Consider the following 14,717-nt stretch of genomic DNA (forward strand, 5'->3'; position numbering starts at 1 on the left):
TATGCAAACCCCGAGCGCTTTGAGCGCATCATCGGCCGCCGCGCACAGCGAGCGGCCCGCCCTCCCGATGTTCGTCAGCGCGGGCGACATCCTGACCGATCTCGTCCGCACGGACGGACCGCACTGGACCTCTCACCCGGGCGGCGCCGGTTGGAACGTGGCGCGCGCCGTGGCGCGCCTGGGCGTGCCGACGGCATTTGCGGGCGCGATCGGCGTCGACTGCTTCTCCGACGATTTGTGGCGCGCGAGCGATGCGGCGGGCCTGGACTTGCGCTTCTTGCAGCGCGTCCCCCGGGCGCCGCTGTTGGCCATCGTGCATCGCACGCATCCGCCAGCTTATTTTTTCATCGGCGATGCGAGCGCCGACCTCGCGTTCGACCCCGAGTCGCTGCCGCAAGGCTGGACCGGCGCGGCACGCTGGGCGCACTTCGGCGGCATCAGTCTTGCGCGCGCGCCGCTGTCGGCCACGCTATCGAGGTTGGCGGCCGAGCTGCGCGCGCAGGGCGTGCGCATCAGCTTCGATCCGAACTATCGCAACGTCATGGAGCACGGCTATCGGCCCATGCTCGAAACGATGACGGCGCTCGCCGACCTCGTCAAAGTCTCCGACGAAGATTTGCGTTGCCTCTTCGGCACGGACGAAGACACGGCGCTCGACACGCTGCGCGCGATGAACCCTGCTGCAACCGTGCTCGTCACGCGCGGCTCGGGCGCCGCGACGTTGATCGCCCCGGGCGAGACGATTGCGGCGATGCCGCCGCGGGTCGAAGTCGTCGATACGGTGGGCGCGGGCGACGCTTCGATCGGCGGCCTGCTGTTCAGCTTGATGCAGCGGCCCGAACGCGGCTGGCGCGATCACTTGGCGTTCGCATTGGCGGCGGGCGCGGCGGCGTGCCGGCATGCGGGGGCGCATTCGCCGTCGCTCGACGAGATCGTTGCGCTACTCGAGTAGGACGGCGCCAAGCCTCGTGGGATAAAGACGCCCAGTTCCATTTCGATCGCCGCCACTCGAGCTTGACGCCGGTGCACACTACCCGCGCGTGCTACGATGATTTCATGCGTCCCGGACAGGAGCGTCATCATGGAAGACGTCACCTACACCAAAGGCATCTACACGGCCACGGCCGGTGTTCAGCAACTCGACGACGGCCGGTTTCAAGGCGTCGTTCACCTGGCGCGCGACGACGCGGCCGAACCCGAGACGACGGTCTATGAAGTCAAGGGCGTGAGCGCAACCGTCTCGGAGGCGCTCGAAGAAGCCAAAGCGCTCGCCCATCAAATCCTCGGCGAAATCGAGTTGTAGCGCGAGCTGCGGTGCGGCGGCGCGTCCATTGCACCGGGCGCCGCCTCGGCTTCGAACGCTGACCGAAGCAAGGCGAATGGAGGTTCGACATGACCGAAGAGAGCTACGTCTACGGCGTCTATTCGATTCACGTGCGCCCCATCGAGCTCGAAGGCTCGCGCTGGGACGCCGAGTATGAAATCCGGCAGCAGGACAAACCCGTGCAGCGCTGGACGACGGTGGGCGGCGACACGGGTTATCCACAGGCCGCCGAGGCCATCGAATCGGCGCGCTTGCAAGCTCAAGCCGACATCGAGCACGGCGCCGGCGTGCCCAAGCCCAGAGCATTTCCGTAGTCGCGCCCCGAAGCCGCGCGTGCTACGCTGCGCCCGTTCCCGATGAAGCGCAGCATCGATGTCGACCGAGACCCATCCACCCGAGTCGGCCCCGCCCGCGGGCCAAGCCACCTGCGAGCGCGCCGCGCCGCGCGTGCCGCGCTCGCCCCATGCCCGTCCCGCCCCGAAAGCGGCCAAGCGTGCGCGCGCCGGCGGCCGAGGCGGCCGCATCCTGCGCACGGGCACGGGCACGGTCGTCACGCACGGATTGCCGGGCCGCGCGAGCCTCGATCTGTACCATCGCGCGCTAACGGCGAGCTGGCCGATGTTCTTCGGCGCACTCGCCGCTTTCTTCGTGCTGCTGAACGCCGCATTCGCCGCGCTCTACTCGTTCGGCCACGCACCGATCGCGAATCAAGCCCCCGATGGCTTTCTCGGCGCGTTCTTCTTCAGCGTGGAAACGCTCGCGACGGTCGGCTACGGCGACATGCACCCGCAGACGGTCTACGCGCACGCGATCGCGACGCTCGAAATCTTCACCGGCATGTCGAGCATCGCTTTGGCGACGGGCCTCATCTTCGTGCGTTTTTCCCGCCCCCGGGCTCGCATCATCTTCGCGCGCTATGCCGTCGTGCGCCCGCTCGATGGCAAACCGACGCTGATGCTGCGCGCCGCCAACGCGCGGCAAAACTTCATCGTGGAAGCCAAGGCCAAGCTTCGGCTGATGCGCTACGAGCGCAAGCCCGAGGGCTATCCGCTGTGGCGCATCCAGGACCTAAAGCTCGTGCGCGAGCAGCACCCCACCTTCCTGCTGGGTTGGAATCTGATGCACGTGATCGACGAAACGAGCCCGCTCTACGGGGAAACGGCGGAAAGCCTCGCCGCCAGCGAAGCGTCGCTAATGTTGATGATCGAGGGGGCCGACGAAACCACCACGCAGATGATGTACGGCCGCCGTTCGTGGGGCCATGAGGAGATTCGCTGGCAGCAGCGATTCGTCGACTTGCTGCACGAGGACGAGGACGGCATCACGCACATCGACTACGCGCAATTCGACGAAGTCGTTGCGCTGGACGATGAAAACGAGGCAGGCACACAGGCCTCGAACCCGGCATAACCTGCCCTCGCAATCCCCTCAGCGAAAAATTCCTCTCCAATCCCAGCCTTGGCGCGGACAAATTGCCGCACCTGCGTGTCGCCATCGACGAGATAGAAAAAATCCTCCGGCTGCCTCGCTAAAGAATAGAGCCTTCGCTGCCCCTCGTCGGACGGGCGTTACCCCCTTTTGCCGGACACCGGTCTTGGATGGGGCAAAAAAAAGCTTGAAGGAGACACACCATGACCGCCCGCCCGCCGATCGACGGCACGCCCGCTCTATCGGAATACCGCCTCACCGATAACCTGACCGCCACGCGCGGCCGCATCTTTCTCACCGGTACACAGGCGCTCGTGCGCATCATGCTGATGCAGCGCGAGCTCGATCGCGCGCTCGGCTGGAATACGGCAGGCTTCGTCAGCGGCTACCGCGGCTCGCCCCTCGGCATGGTCGATCAACAGATGTGGAAGGCCAAGAAGCTGCTCGATGCGAACGATGTGCGCTTTTTGCCCGCGATCAACGAAGAACTCGGCGGCACGGCCGTGCTCGGCACGCAGCGCGTCGAAGCCGATCCCGAACGCACCGTCGATGGCGTCTTCGCCATGTGGTACGGCAAAGGCCCAGGCGTCGACCGCGCGGGCGACGCGCTGAAGCACGGCAACGCCTACGGCTCGTCGCCGCACGGCGGCGTGCTCGTCGTGGCCGGCGACGATCACGGCTGCGTATCGTCCTCGATGCCGCATCAAAGCGACTTCGCGCTCATGGCGTGGCACATGCCGATCGTCAACCCGTCGCACATCGCCGACATGCTGGAATTCGGCGCATACGGCTTCTCGCTCTCGCGCTTCTCGGGCGCATGGGTGGGCTTCAAAGCGATCTCCGAGACGGTCGAATCGGGCGCCACGGTCGATCTAGACGCCTTGGCCTCGCACTGGCCCGCCCCCACCGATTTCGCGGTGCCCGCGGGCGGCCTGCACAATCGCTGGCCCGACTTGCCGAGCCTAACCATCGAAGCGCGTCTAGCCGCCAAACTCGATGCCGTGCGCGCGTTCGCCCGGGTCAACAGCATCGACAAATGGATCGCTCAAAGCCCGAACGCCAATATCGGCATCGTCACCTGCGGCAAAGCGCATCTCGATCTGATGGAGGCGCTGCGCCGGCTCGATCTGACCGTCGCCGATCTCGACGCCGCGGGCGTGCGCATCTACAAGGTCGGGCTCTCGTTCCCCCTCGAACTATCGCGCATCGATACGTTCGTGCAGGGACTCTCCGAAGTGCTCGTCATCGAGGAGAAAGGCCCGGTGATCGAGCAACAAATCAAGGACTACCTGTACAACCGCCCGGCGGGCGAGCGCCCGGCGATCGTCGGCAAGCACGATGCAGGCGGCGCGCCGCTGCTGTCGGAGCTCGGCGAGCTGCGTCCCTCGCGCGTGCTGCCCGTGTTCGCGCAATGGCTGGCCCGGCATAAGCCTCATCTGGACCGGCGCGAGCGCGTCGTCGATCTCGTCGCGCCGAGCATCCTCTCGAATGCGGCCGACGCCGTGCGCCGCACGCCCTACTTCTGCTCGGGCTGCCCGCACAACACGTCGACGAAGGTGCCCGAAGGCTCGATCGCTCATGCGGGCATCGGCTGCCATTTCATGGCTTCGTGGATGGATCGCGCTACCACGGGCTTGATTCAGATGGGCGGGGAAGGCGTCGACTGGGCCTCGCACTCGATGTTTACGAAGACCAAGCATGTCTTCCAGAACCTTGGCGACGGCACGTATTTTCATTCGGGCATCCTCGCCATCCGCCAAGCCGTGTCGGCCAAGGCCAACATCACCTACAAGATCCTCTACAACGACGCCGTCGCCATGACGGGCGGCCAACCCGTCGACGGCAGCATTTCGGTGCCACAGATCGCCCGGCAAGTCGAAGCCGAAGGCGTCTCGCGCTTCGTCGTCGTCTCCGACGAGCCCGAGAAGTACGACGGGCATCACGCCCTGTTCCCGAAAGGCACGACGTTCCATCATCGGCGCGAACTCGACGACGTCCAGCGGGAGTTGCGCGACACCCCAGGCGTGACGGTCCTCATCTACGATCAAACCTGCGCCGCCGAAAAACGCCGCCGCCGCAAGAAAGGCGAATTCCCCGACCCGGACAAGCGGCTGTTCATCAACGAAGCGGTTTGCGAAGGCTGCGGCGACTGCGGCGTGCAGTCGAACTGCCTGTCGGTCGAACCCGTGGAAACGCCGCTTGGCCGGAAGCGCCGCATCGACCAATCGTCGTGCAACAAGGACTTCTCCTGCGTGAACGGCTTTTGCCCAAGCTTCGTCACGATCGAAGGCGGCAAGCTGAAGAAAGCGGCCGGCGTGGCGTTCGACGAAGCGGCTTTGGCGCACAGCGTCGAGGCGTTGCCCGTTCCACGCACGCATCTGGACGCCGCGCCTTACGACATCCTCGTGACCGGCGTGGGCGGCACGGGCGTCGTCACCGTCGGGGCGCTGATCAGCATGGCGGCTCACCTCGAAGGTAAGAGCGCATCGGTGCTCGACTTCATGGGCTTCGCGCAAAAGGGCGGCTCGGTGCTCTCGTTCGTGCGTTTCGCGGCGCGCGACGAGTGGCTGAACCAAGTGCGCATCGACACGCAGCAAGCCGACGTGCTGCTTGCCTGCGACATGGTCGTCGGGGCGAGCGCGGACGCACTGCAAACGGTTCGCCACGGCCGCACGCGAATCGTCGTCAACACGCACCAGATCCCGAACGCCTCGTTCGTCCATGATCCGGACGCGAATTTGCACGCCGATGCGCTCGTCGACAAAATGCGCGCCGCCGCAGGCGCCGAATTCATGTCGACCTGCGATGCGCAGGCGCTGGCCGCGAAGTTCCTCGGCGATTCGATCGGCGCGAACATTCTCATGCTGGGCTTCGCCTGGCAGTTGGGCCTCGTGCCGGTCTCGCACGCGGCATTGATGCGCGCGATCGAGTTGAACAACGTCGCCGTGCCGATGAACAAGCTCGCGTTCTCGGTGGGCCGCCTCGCGGCGGGCGATGCCGCCGCGCTCGAAGCGCTTTGGGCCGAGCGTCATATGGCGCGCGCGGCCGCTGGGACGTCCGAGGACGCGCTCGCCGAACTGGACGCGCTCGTCGCCGATCGCGAACGGCGCCTTGCCGCCTATGGCGGACCGCGCTACGTCGAGCGCTACGGCGCGCTCGTTGCGGCGGCGCGCCAGGCCGAAAGCCGCGTGCCGCAAGCGCGGGTCACGCGCGCCGTCGCGACCACGTTTTACCGCTTGCTCGCCGTCAAAGACGAATACGAAGTCGCACGCTTGCATACCGACGCCGCATTCCGCGAGGCGCTCGAAGCGCAATTCGAAGGCAAGGCCGGCAAGGATTTTCGCGTCAATTTCAACTTGGCGCCGCCGGCGCTCGCGAAAGCCAAGCCGGGCCAGGCGCCGCGCAAGCTGACGTTCGGCCAATGGCTCTGGCCGGTGCTCGGCATGCTCGCGAAATGGCGCGGTTTGCGCGGCACCGCGCTCGATCCGTTCAGCCGCACCGCCGAACGCCGCATGGAACGCGCGCTTGCCGACGATTACCAAACGACGATGGAGCGCGCGTTCGATCGGATGAACGCGGAAAATGCCGAAGCGATCGCGCAGCTAGCGGAACTGCATGCTCGCGTGCGCGGCTACGGGCACGTGAAACTGCGCAACCTTGCCAGCGTGAAACGCAGCGAGCGCGAGCTGGCTGCCCGCCTTGGCTTGGAAGCGGCGACCAGCCCCGCCGTGCAACACGCGCTCGACGAGATGAAGGGCGCGGGCTCGCTGCGCGGCATCCCGGTCGTCGTTGCGAAATAAGAAAAAGAGACTCGGCACACAAGGCGCGCCGCGTTCCGGCGGCGCCCGCTACTCCGCTTACTTCGACGCCACCCAGCGCCCGTTCCGATCGAGATGCCGGTAGGCTTGGAACTTCCCGCCTTTCACGATCACGGCCACATAGACTGCCTTGGAGCGATCGCCTCTCTCGTTGAACGCGATCTCGCCCGTCGCCCCGTTGAAATTCGATATCTTATGCAGAGCGGCGACGATGTCCGCGGGCTTGGTCGAATGGGCGTTCTCGATCGCTTTGGCCGTCACGGCGATGGCATCGTATTCGTAAATCGAATACGGTCCGGGCTCGACGCCGTAAGCTTTCTTGTAAGCGTCGACGAATCGGCGCGCCTTCGCGCCGGTGAGGAATGCGGGCAGCGGGGCCGTGGTGCAAATCATGCCGTTTGCCGCGCTACCGGCGGTTTTGATGAGCGTGGGCTGCGTCGTCCCGTCGCCGCCCATGAAGTATTTGACGCGAAGCTTCAACTGGTGAAAATCCCTCGCTAGCAAGGCGGCCTCGGGGTAATAGCCCGTGTAGTAGACGACGTCGGGCTTGAGCGCCGCCACTTGCTTGGCGAGATCGGCGTAATCCATTTGCCCCGGCGTCAGCGCGTCGTCGTACACCACCTCGATGCCCTGCTGCTTCAACGCTTGGACGGCGTTCTCGGCGAGCCCTTTCGAATAAGTCGTGTTGTCGTTCACCACGGCCACCGACTTCGCATGCAGGACTTCCTTCATGAGCTTGGCGGCGAATGGACCCTGCTCGTCGTCTCGGCCGATCGTGCGAAACGCGTTGTCCCACCCTTTCTCGGTCAGCTCCGGATTCGTCGACGCATCCATCACGTACGCCAGGCCAGCGCCGTGAAAGACGCGCAACTCGGGCAGCGCCGCGCTCGAGCAGTAGCCGCCCGCCACCGCCACGACGCCCTTCCCCACAAGAGTTTGTGCAGCCTGAGCCGCCTTGTCCGCGTCGCATTCGTCGTCTTCCTGCACGAGCTCGATCTTTTTGCCGAGCACGCCGCCCCGGCGATTGATGTCGTCGGCGGCCAGTTGCGCGCCGTTCAAGATATCCTTGCCGGCCATCGCGTAACCGCCTGACAGCGGCACCGGCACCCCGATCTTGATCGTCTCTTGCGCCCACGCCGCGCCAGGGGCGGCGGCGATCGATAACGCGGCTATGCCGAAGCCGGCGAGCGCCGCTCGCCTCAAACTGCTCCATCCGCGCGCTGCAGCGGGTTGCCGAACCGTCATGTCTGTGCTCCTTGTGGTTTTTATGAACGGGGAGCGCGTCTCGGCCATAGGGGCAGCGAACGCCGAGCCGCGGCTGCGGACGCGCGCATCGCTAGTAGCAATCCACGCGCCGCGCCGCTCGGGCCGGCGAAGCATCGATCGCGCCCAGCCCGCCGCGCTGTCTTGATGATACGCGTCGAACCGGGCAGATCAAGCGAGCGAGTGCTAGATACAATGGGAAGGGCTGCTCAGTAAGCCCCTTGGAGTAAAACGAGAGTTCGCAGACTCGTTTTGGTAAGGAGCACGCAAATGGATGCGTCCGAGACAGCCCTTCCCATAGTATCTAGATGACGGCGGCGGTCGCGGATGGCGGCCCGCCAAGCACGTCTAAAGGCCAGTGGCGTCTTCCTGCCAATCGATGTCGCCGCACAGAACGCACAGGCCTGCGCCGATCCGCACGGCCACCGACAGCGTCACGCAAGGAAGCGCTTCGTTGATCGACAGGTACGGCCGGGTGGCATGAACGCGATCGGGCGCCTCGATCGCAGCATGGAAGTAAGGACGGCGCATCCAGTTCGCACCTTGCGCGTCGGCCACGGGTAAAAACCGCGCTTCGTGCCCGGCGCGATCGGCGCGCAGCACGACGTTGCGGCCCTTCTGGCGGCCCTCTTCGTCCAGGAGGAAGCAGCGCGCGGCATGATCGAGCGCGAGGAAGTTCCAGCACACTTCATCGAGCGGCTCGCCTTGCGCGAGGCGCTCAGCCGCGCGTTCGAACGCGCGCACGTAGGGCGCGAGCCGGCTGGCACGCGCACGCTCGCGCGCTTGGGTCTGCGCGCGGTGGCACTCGGCCAAGGCCGCAATGCGCTCGGCGGCGTAGGCGCTATCGGCAGCGCCCGGACCCGGCCGTCCGAAGTGAAAGCCCTGAACGAAATCCGCATCGCAGGAAAACGCCAATTGCGCCTCGTGCTCGGTCTCGACGCCCTCGATGAGCACGAGCTTGCCGGCCTCGTGCAGCATCGCCACGAAGCCGGGCAGAATGGCCGCCGCTTCCGTGCGATGCGCCGCTTGCGAGAGCATCATGCGATCGACCTTGACGATATCGGGATCGAGCTGCCAAATCCGCTCCAAATTCGAATCGCCCGCGCCGAAATCGTCGAGTGCGATCAAGAAGCCCTGCGCGCGAAACCGGCGCGCTTCGTCGGCCAATTTGTCGAAGTCTTCGGCGCGCACCGCTTGGAGCTCTAGCACGATGCGGCGCGGCGACAGTTCGAGCCGCTCGAGGTGCGCGCGCAGCGCGGCCTCGTGATAGGAGTCGGCGAGCGCGCCCGCGTGAATGTTCAGGAAGAGCCACTCGCGCTCGGCATGCAGCGTCTTGAAGTTCTCCAAATGCAACGACTGCGCGAGACGATCGACATAGTGAAGCTCGCTCTGGCGCGCCGCGTCGCCGAATACGTCGAGCGGCGGCACGGGCCGATCGAAGATATCGTGGGCGCGCAGCAGCGCCTCGTAGCCGACGGCGCGCAAGTGCGACAAGCTGAAGATCGGCTGAAACACGCTCGTGAGCGTGAGGTCGCGATGGCGCAACGCGTAGCGCTGCAACCCGGAGATCAGATCGGGTTCAAGCGATCGCGGCGCAGCTACGCCGCTTTCCCGCACGGAAATCACCATGGCGCTCCCCACGCGCGGCGCGCGCGAACGCCGGACACGACGCTGGAACGATGACGACGAACACACATGACGATAGACCTCATCGACGGCTCCCTCGGTTCTTTGTACTGTAGTGGCAGCCGGGAGCAAAGCAAGGTCCGTGCGCAGCGATCATCGGTGCATGGCGCGGCGGCGCGACGAGCGCGCAGCGAGTGGTGGCGAGATTGGCGCTTTCAAGCGTCTTGACAGACGCAGCGCCAGGGCGTGCGCGCTCGCACCATCGAGGTGCAATCACGCACGCGGCAAGACCGATGACGGGGCTTACGCTTAGAGCACCGGGCCGCGCGCCAATTCGCGGCGCAGCAATGCATAGAGGAGGATGGCGCCGAAGGTGGCGGTGCCGATGCCGCCGAGGGCGAACCCGCCGAGCTGCAACGAGAAGTTGCCCGCGCCGATCACCAATGTCACGGCCGCGACGATCAGGTTGCGGTTGTCGGAGAAGTCGACTTTATTGACGACCCAAATGCGTGCGCCCGTCACGGCGATGAGGCCGAAGACGACGATCGACACGCCGCCCAGCACGGGTCCGGGAATCGTCTCGATCAGCGCGCCGAACTTCGGCGAGAAGCCGAGCACGATGGCGATGACGGCCGCGACGACGAACACGATCGTCGAATAGATCTTGGTGACCGCCATGACGCCGATGTTTTCCGCGTAGGTCGTGACGCCCGTGCCTCCGGCGAAGCCCGAAACGATGGTCGCGAGGCCGTCGCCCACGAAGGCGCGACCAATGTAGCGATCGAGATTGTGCCCCGTCATCGCGCTCACCGCCTTGATGTGGCCGAGGTTCTCGGCGACGAGGATGATGGCGACGGGCGCGAGCAGCAACATGGCATGCCCGTCGAAGACCGGCGCCGAGAAGTGCGGCATGCCGAACCAGGCGGCGTTGCCGACGATCGAAAAATCGATCGGCTTGCCAAGGCCCATGCCGTTGGTGGCGACGGCGTAGATTGCGTAGGCGATCAGCAGGCCTACGAGAATGAGCAGCCGCTGCACCATGCCGCGCGTGAACACGGCGACGATGCCGACGCTGAGCACGGTCACGACGGCCATCCACGAATCGAAGTTAGAGCCGCTCACGCCTTTCACGGCGATGGGGGCGAGGTTCAGGCCGATGACCGCGACGATCGAACCGGTGACGACGGGCGGCATGAGCGTCTCGATCCACTTGGTGCCGACCGCTGCGACGACAAGCCCGATGATGGCGTACACCACGCCGCAGACGATAATGCCGCCGAGCGCGACGGGGATGTTCAGGTTGGGGCCGTGTCCCGCATAGCCCGTCACGGCGATGACGAGCCCGATGAACGAAAAGCTCGAGCCCAGGTAGCTCGGCACTCGACCGCCGACGAGCACGAAGAACAGCAAGGTGCCGATGCCGGACATGAGAATGCACAAGTTCGGATCGAAGCCCATGAGCAGCGGGGCGAGCACGGTCGAGCCGAACATAGCGACCACGTGTTGAACGCCCATTGCGAACGTCTGTGGCCAGGGCAAACGCTCGTCGGGCGCGACGACGCGGCCCTCGGCGGCGCGCGGCGCGACTCGCCAGCGCGGAAAATAGGACTCGGCCATGCTGATTGGGCTCCTTCTCGCGTGGGGGGACCGCCTTGGTGCGGCGGCGTATTGGAATCACGCGCGAGTTTAAGGACGGCAATAAGCGGTGGCAAGCTGTCGATGGACGGCATGGGCTCTAAATTGCCGCACAGCGGCGTACGGGTGAATCCTGCCGAGCACAGCCGAGGACCGCAGAAGCCGAGACTTGGCACAGCCACTGCGGCGCGATTAGCGATAAAAGTGCCCGTGCTCACCCGCATGCGGTCGGCGCAGCCTTCTCTCCATCTCAGGCCACGCCACCGGCCCCGCACGGCACCGTCTCCCGCGGCCCGGCTTCGCCGCGCTCGCAAAACACCATTCGATACGTGCCCACCGGATGCGCGGCGACGAACCGGCGAAAGATCCGGACCGGCTCGCACCGCACGCCGCACGTGAACGCATCGAAGAATGCGCGTCCTTCGTCGGGATACGTATGCAGCGAAACGTGCGACTCGGCGAGCAGCAGCAAGATCGTGACGCCGTTCGGTTCGAACGCGTGCTCGATCGTGCCAAGCACGGTCGCGCCCTCGGCCACCGCAGCATCGGTCAACGCGCGCACGAGTGCCCCGCGATCATTGAGCAGCGCATGGTCGGCTTGTGCAATGTCGACCAGCACGTGACGGCCATAGGCCAGATGCGGCGATTCACTCATGACGTTTGGACGCCCGTGCAGTGCCCGCATAGCCCACCGATACGACGGCTACGCCGATGATCGATATCCCGACGGCCACCGGCGCAATGGCGCTGAGCGCACCCGCGAACGCGCCCGACATCGCCTCGCTCGTGTTGGCCAACGTCGAGAACAAGCTGAAGTTCTTGCCGACGTTCGCGTCGGTGGACAAGCGCTGAATGTTGGTGGGCAACACCACATCGACGAATGCACCGATCGCACCGAGCACGAAACAACCGGCGAACGTCGCCGGCGCGCTGACCGCGCACAACGGCAGCAGCGCCAGCATGAAGCCGTAGCAGCGCCAATACGTCATCAAGCTCGGCGTGCTGAAATCGCGCGAGACGCTACTGCACACGAGCGCGCCGCTGAACGCGCCGAGGGCGATGGCGCTCATTGCGAAGCCGATGACGCTGTCGGCGTAGCCTTCGCTCTTGAGCATCGTCGGGATGAGCACGCGCAAGGCCGCGCCGACGAACAGAATGCACAACGCCGAGTATCCGATGCTGACGAATAACTCGCGCTTGGCCAGCGATGCCTTGAAGTTCGCCGCGAACTCGCCGTACAAGCCGCGCAGCGTGCAGCGCGCGATGGGCTCACGGTGTGCGGCCTGTTCCGATGCCGCGATCGTTCGCCAAACGCAGAGCGCCGAGATCAAATAAGTGGCCGCATCGATCGCCAGCACGTAGCCGGAGTCGGCCACGGCATAAAGCAGCCCGCCACCGAGCGCGGGACCGACGAGCCCGCCCATTTCCGCCGCCATTTGCGCTGCGCCGTTGGCCGCGGGCAAGTGATCGGCCCGCACCAGCAAGGGGATCGTGCCTTGGAACGCGGGCTGAAACAGCGTGCGAAACGCCGTCATCGACATGCCGATCAGGGCCAGCGCCGCCACGTCGATCTGCGTGCTCGACAACAGAAAACAGAACACGGCGGTAATGCTCATCCGCGCCAGATCGGCGGCGATCATCAACGAACGTCGCGAGCGCCGATCCGATAGCGCGCCGCCCAGCGGTCCGAGCACGACGTACGGGATGAATCGGAAGAAGTAGATCGCGCCCGAGAGCGCCACGTTCGCATGCGTGACGTTGAGCACGGTGACGATGAAGATGAATTCGTGAACGCCGTCGCCGATCTGCGACAGCAGATTGCCCGTCAGCAGGATGGACAGCCGGCGTTCCTTGCGCAGCATCGCGAGCATCGTCATCCCTCGGCGACTTGCGCGGACACGAGCGGAAACAACAGTTCCCGCTTGGAGAACCGCCGGCCAGAGTCTTTCAGCTTATCGATCACCATGCCGTTCATCAGCAACTGGTCCGCGTTCGGCATGAGGTAGTACATGAGATTGACGTACCAATACCAGCCGAGCTTGGTCAACGCCAACGACGTATCGTCCTCGACGACGAATCCTTCTTGCCGAACGCGGTCCAGCTTTTCCAGCACTTCCGGATGCACGGCATCCCATCGCACGTGCCGTTTATCGAGCCGGCCGTGATACGGCAAACGCAGCACGATCGGCCGGGCGAAATCGAGCGCCCGCTCATGCCGGCTGATTTCGCAAGGGACGCGGCCTTGCGCGATTGCCTCGCGATAAACCTTCTTGCTGTGGGTTTGCGTCAGCACGTGCCCGATCGTCGAGCTGATCGCATTGACGCCGAAGCCCATCAGGTCGTGATCGTGATAGCCGTACACATGCTCGTGATAGACGAACGAATATGCGTCGCTCACGACATCGCCCGTAGCGGGCGTGCGAACGTAGCCGTGGCCGTTATGCGGCATGAACCCCGCGTGGCGCATCGCTTGATCGATCAACAGGTTCATGCCGAACTTGCGCATGGCCGAAGTGGGCGCGGCGCCGGCCGCCTCCAGTTTGGCGTGCAAGCCGACCTGCGTGACGATGTTATCGATCGGATAGATGTCGACGTTGGTCGTTCCGAGCGCAACGGCCGCTTCCAGATCGGCGATCAACTCCTCTTCGTCTTGACCGCTCATGCCGTACAAGATGTCGAACGTTTGATACGGAAAGCACTGTTTCAACAGCGCGGCCGCATCATGGATTTGATCGAGCGTGGCGGTCAGATCGAACATGTCGCGCCATTTCAGCGAAAAGCTCTGCAAGCCGAAGCGCGGGTGCGTAACCCCGATGGCGCGCATGGCTTGCGCGCGCTCCTGGGTCAAGCTCTTGGCTTCGACCTCGAACGAAAATTCCCGCAGGTGAGACAAGTCGAAGGTGCGCCGTATCAAATCGCCGAGTTCGACGATCTGCTCCGGATCCAGCAAGCTTGGCGTGCCACCGCCGAAGAAGATTGCCGAAACCGGCACGCGCTTCAAGTCGATCAGATCCGCTTTCAAACGAATTTCGGCAAGCAAGCTCGCGAAGTATTCGTCGATGACGGCGCGGCTCGAATAGCGGCCCCGCGTAAATGGGCAGAAGTTGCAGATCGTGTCACAAAACGGGATGTGGAAATACAGCGCGCGCGAGCGCACATGGCGCGCCGCCTCGTTCCAGACTTGCGGCACGGACAACGCAGCGCGCGCTTTTCCCTGGTTCGGAAAGAAGAAGTTGTAGATCGGAAACTGGCGATCGAATTTGACGAGCGTGCTGCCTGAGCGCAACTGCATGCGTTTCTCCAAATGGAAGGGGCGCACGGCCCCTTCTCGCTTCTATACCGGACCGCTTACCAAACGCCCATCTTCACGGGCATGGGCTGCACCTTGGGCGGCTCGAAGTAGTGCGACACGTCGTTCATTTCGGACTCCTAATTGAGTGCAGGACACCTCCTGCGGGACGTTGGCCGGGAATGCCAACATTCGGTGAGTCATCGCCACGAAATCTTACACGGGCGACGTTTATCTCGATTAGGCGAATTTAACGGAGGGCGCGATCGCAACGAACCCGTCAAGCTTGATAGGAAGCGCACGCGCTACGGACGTGCCATGCGGGGCACCGGAC

The 14,717-nt window shown here is 64.7% G+C and carries 11 protein-coding genes; 5 read left to right on the forward strand and 6 right to left on the reverse strand.

Annotated elements, in window-relative coordinates:
• Position 1: 1 nt before the first annotated feature.
• The 5 genes from MMB74_RS05155 (at position 2) to MMB74_RS05175 (ending at position 6,552) form a co-directional block, all read left to right on the forward strand.
• Positions 2-952: a carbohydrate kinase gene (locus MMB74_RS05155; RefSeq protein ID WP_277427518.1), complete on the forward strand. Its 951-nt coding sequence runs from the start codon at positions 2-4 to the stop codon at positions 950-952.
• Between the two features lie 129 nt (positions 953-1,081).
• Positions 1,082-1,303 carry a hypothetical protein gene (locus MMB74_RS05160; RefSeq protein ID WP_277427519.1) on the forward strand — a complete coding sequence of 74 codons (222 nt, stop codon included), beginning with the start codon at positions 1,082-1,084 and terminating at the stop codon, positions 1,301-1,303.
• An 89-nt stretch (positions 1,304-1,392) separates the two neighbouring features.
• Positions 1,393-1,638, forward strand: a complete 246-nt coding sequence (locus MMB74_RS05165) for a hypothetical protein (protein WP_277427520.1) — start codon at positions 1,393-1,395, stop codon at positions 1,636-1,638.
• A gap of 58 nt (positions 1,639-1,696) precedes the next feature.
• Positions 1,697-2,734, forward strand: a complete 1,038-nt coding sequence (locus MMB74_RS05170; protein WP_277427521.1) for an ion channel — start codon at positions 1,697-1,699, stop codon at positions 2,732-2,734.
• Positions 2,735-2,955: 221 nt separating this feature from the next.
• Positions 2,956-6,552, forward strand: coding sequence for an indolepyruvate ferredoxin oxidoreductase family protein (locus MMB74_RS05175; RefSeq protein ID WP_277427522.1), 3,597 nt, complete (start codon positions 2,956-2,958; stop codon positions 6,550-6,552).
• Positions 6,553-6,609: 57 nt separating this feature from the next.
• On the opposite strand, the gene MMB74_RS05180 is transcribed toward MMB74_RS05175, so the two are convergent.
• From MMB74_RS05180 to MMB74_RS05205, 6 genes are all read right to left on the reverse strand, one after another.
• The gene (locus MMB74_RS05180; protein WP_277427523.1) at positions 6,610-7,815 is read right to left on the reverse strand and encodes a branched-chain amino acid ABC transporter substrate-binding protein; all 1,206 of its coding nucleotides are present in this window, start codon (positions 7,813-7,815) and stop codon (positions 6,610-6,612) included.
• A 366-nt stretch (positions 7,816-8,181) separates the two neighbouring features.
• Entirely contained in the window at positions 8,182-9,462 is a 1,281-nt protein-coding gene (locus tag MMB74_RS05185) for an EAL domain-containing protein (protein ID WP_277427524.1), read from the reverse strand.
• A 306-nt stretch (positions 9,463-9,768) separates the two neighbouring features.
• Positions 9,769-11,076 (reverse strand): solute carrier family 23 protein, encoded by a 1,308-nt coding sequence (locus tag MMB74_RS05190; RefSeq protein WP_277427525.1) that lies wholly within the window; start codon positions 11,074-11,076, stop codon positions 9,769-9,771.
• Positions 11,077-11,344: 268 nt separating this feature from the next.
• Positions 11,345-11,749 carry an adenosylmethionine decarboxylase gene (gene speD / locus MMB74_RS05195; RefSeq protein WP_277427526.1) on the reverse strand — a complete coding sequence of 135 codons (405 nt, stop codon included), beginning with the start codon at positions 11,747-11,749 and terminating at the stop codon, positions 11,345-11,347.
• Positions 11,742-12,965 carry an MFS transporter gene (locus tag MMB74_RS05200; protein ID WP_277427527.1) on the reverse strand — a complete coding sequence of 408 codons (1,224 nt, stop codon included), beginning with the start codon at positions 12,963-12,965 and terminating at the stop codon, positions 11,742-11,744. Before MMB74_RS05200 ends, speD begins: the two co-directional genes overlap by 8 nt.
• A 2-nt stretch (positions 12,966-12,967) precedes the next feature.
• Complete coding sequence (locus MMB74_RS05205) at positions 12,968-14,386, reverse strand: radical SAM protein (RefSeq protein WP_277427528.1); 1,419 nt, start codon at positions 14,384-14,386, stop codon at positions 12,968-12,970.
• Positions 14,387-14,717: the final 331 nt, after the last annotated feature.

Source organism: Trinickia sp. Y13, from assembly GCF_029522115.1.
GTDB lineage: Bacteria > Pseudomonadota > Gammaproteobacteria > Burkholderiales > Burkholderiaceae > Trinickia.

Coding starts and splice junctions, on each gene's coding strand:
- MMB74_RS05160 (WP_277427519.1), top strand. CDS start 1,082: ATGGAAGACGTCACCTACACCAAAGGCATCTACACGGCCACGGCCGGT.
- MMB74_RS05175 (WP_277427522.1), top strand. CDS start 2,956: ATGACCGCCCGCCCGCCGATCGACGGCACGCCCGCTCTATCGGAATAC.
- MMB74_RS05155 (WP_277427518.1), top strand. CDS start 2: ATGCAAACCCCGAGCGCTTTGAGCGCATCATCGGCCGCCGCGCACAGC.
- MMB74_RS05170 (WP_277427521.1), top strand. CDS start 1,697: ATGTCGACCGAGACCCATCCACCCGAGTCGGCCCCGCCCGCGGGCCAA.
- speD (WP_277427526.1), bottom strand. CDS start 11,749: ATGAGTGAATCGCCGCATCTGGCCTATGGCCGTCACGTGCTGGTCGAC.
- MMB74_RS05185 (WP_277427524.1), bottom strand. CDS start 9,462: ATGGTGATTTCCGTGCGGGAAAGCGGCGTAGCTGCGCCGCGATCGCTT.
- MMB74_RS05205 (WP_277427528.1), bottom strand. CDS start 14,386: ATGCAGTTGCGCTCAGGCAGCACGCTCGTCAAATTCGATCGCCAGTTT.
- MMB74_RS05180 (WP_277427523.1), bottom strand. CDS start 7,815: ATGACGGTTCGGCAACCCGCTGCAGCGCGCGGATGGAGCAGTTTGAGG.
- MMB74_RS05200 (WP_277427527.1), bottom strand. CDS start 12,965: ATGCTCGCGATGCTGCGCAAGGAACGCCGGCTGTCCATCCTGCTGACG.
- MMB74_RS05165 (WP_277427520.1), top strand. CDS start 1,393: ATGACCGAAGAGAGCTACGTCTACGGCGTCTATTCGATTCACGTGCGC.
- MMB74_RS05190 (WP_277427525.1), bottom strand. CDS start 11,076: ATGGCCGAGTCCTATTTTCCGCGCTGGCGAGTCGCGCCGCGCGCCGCC.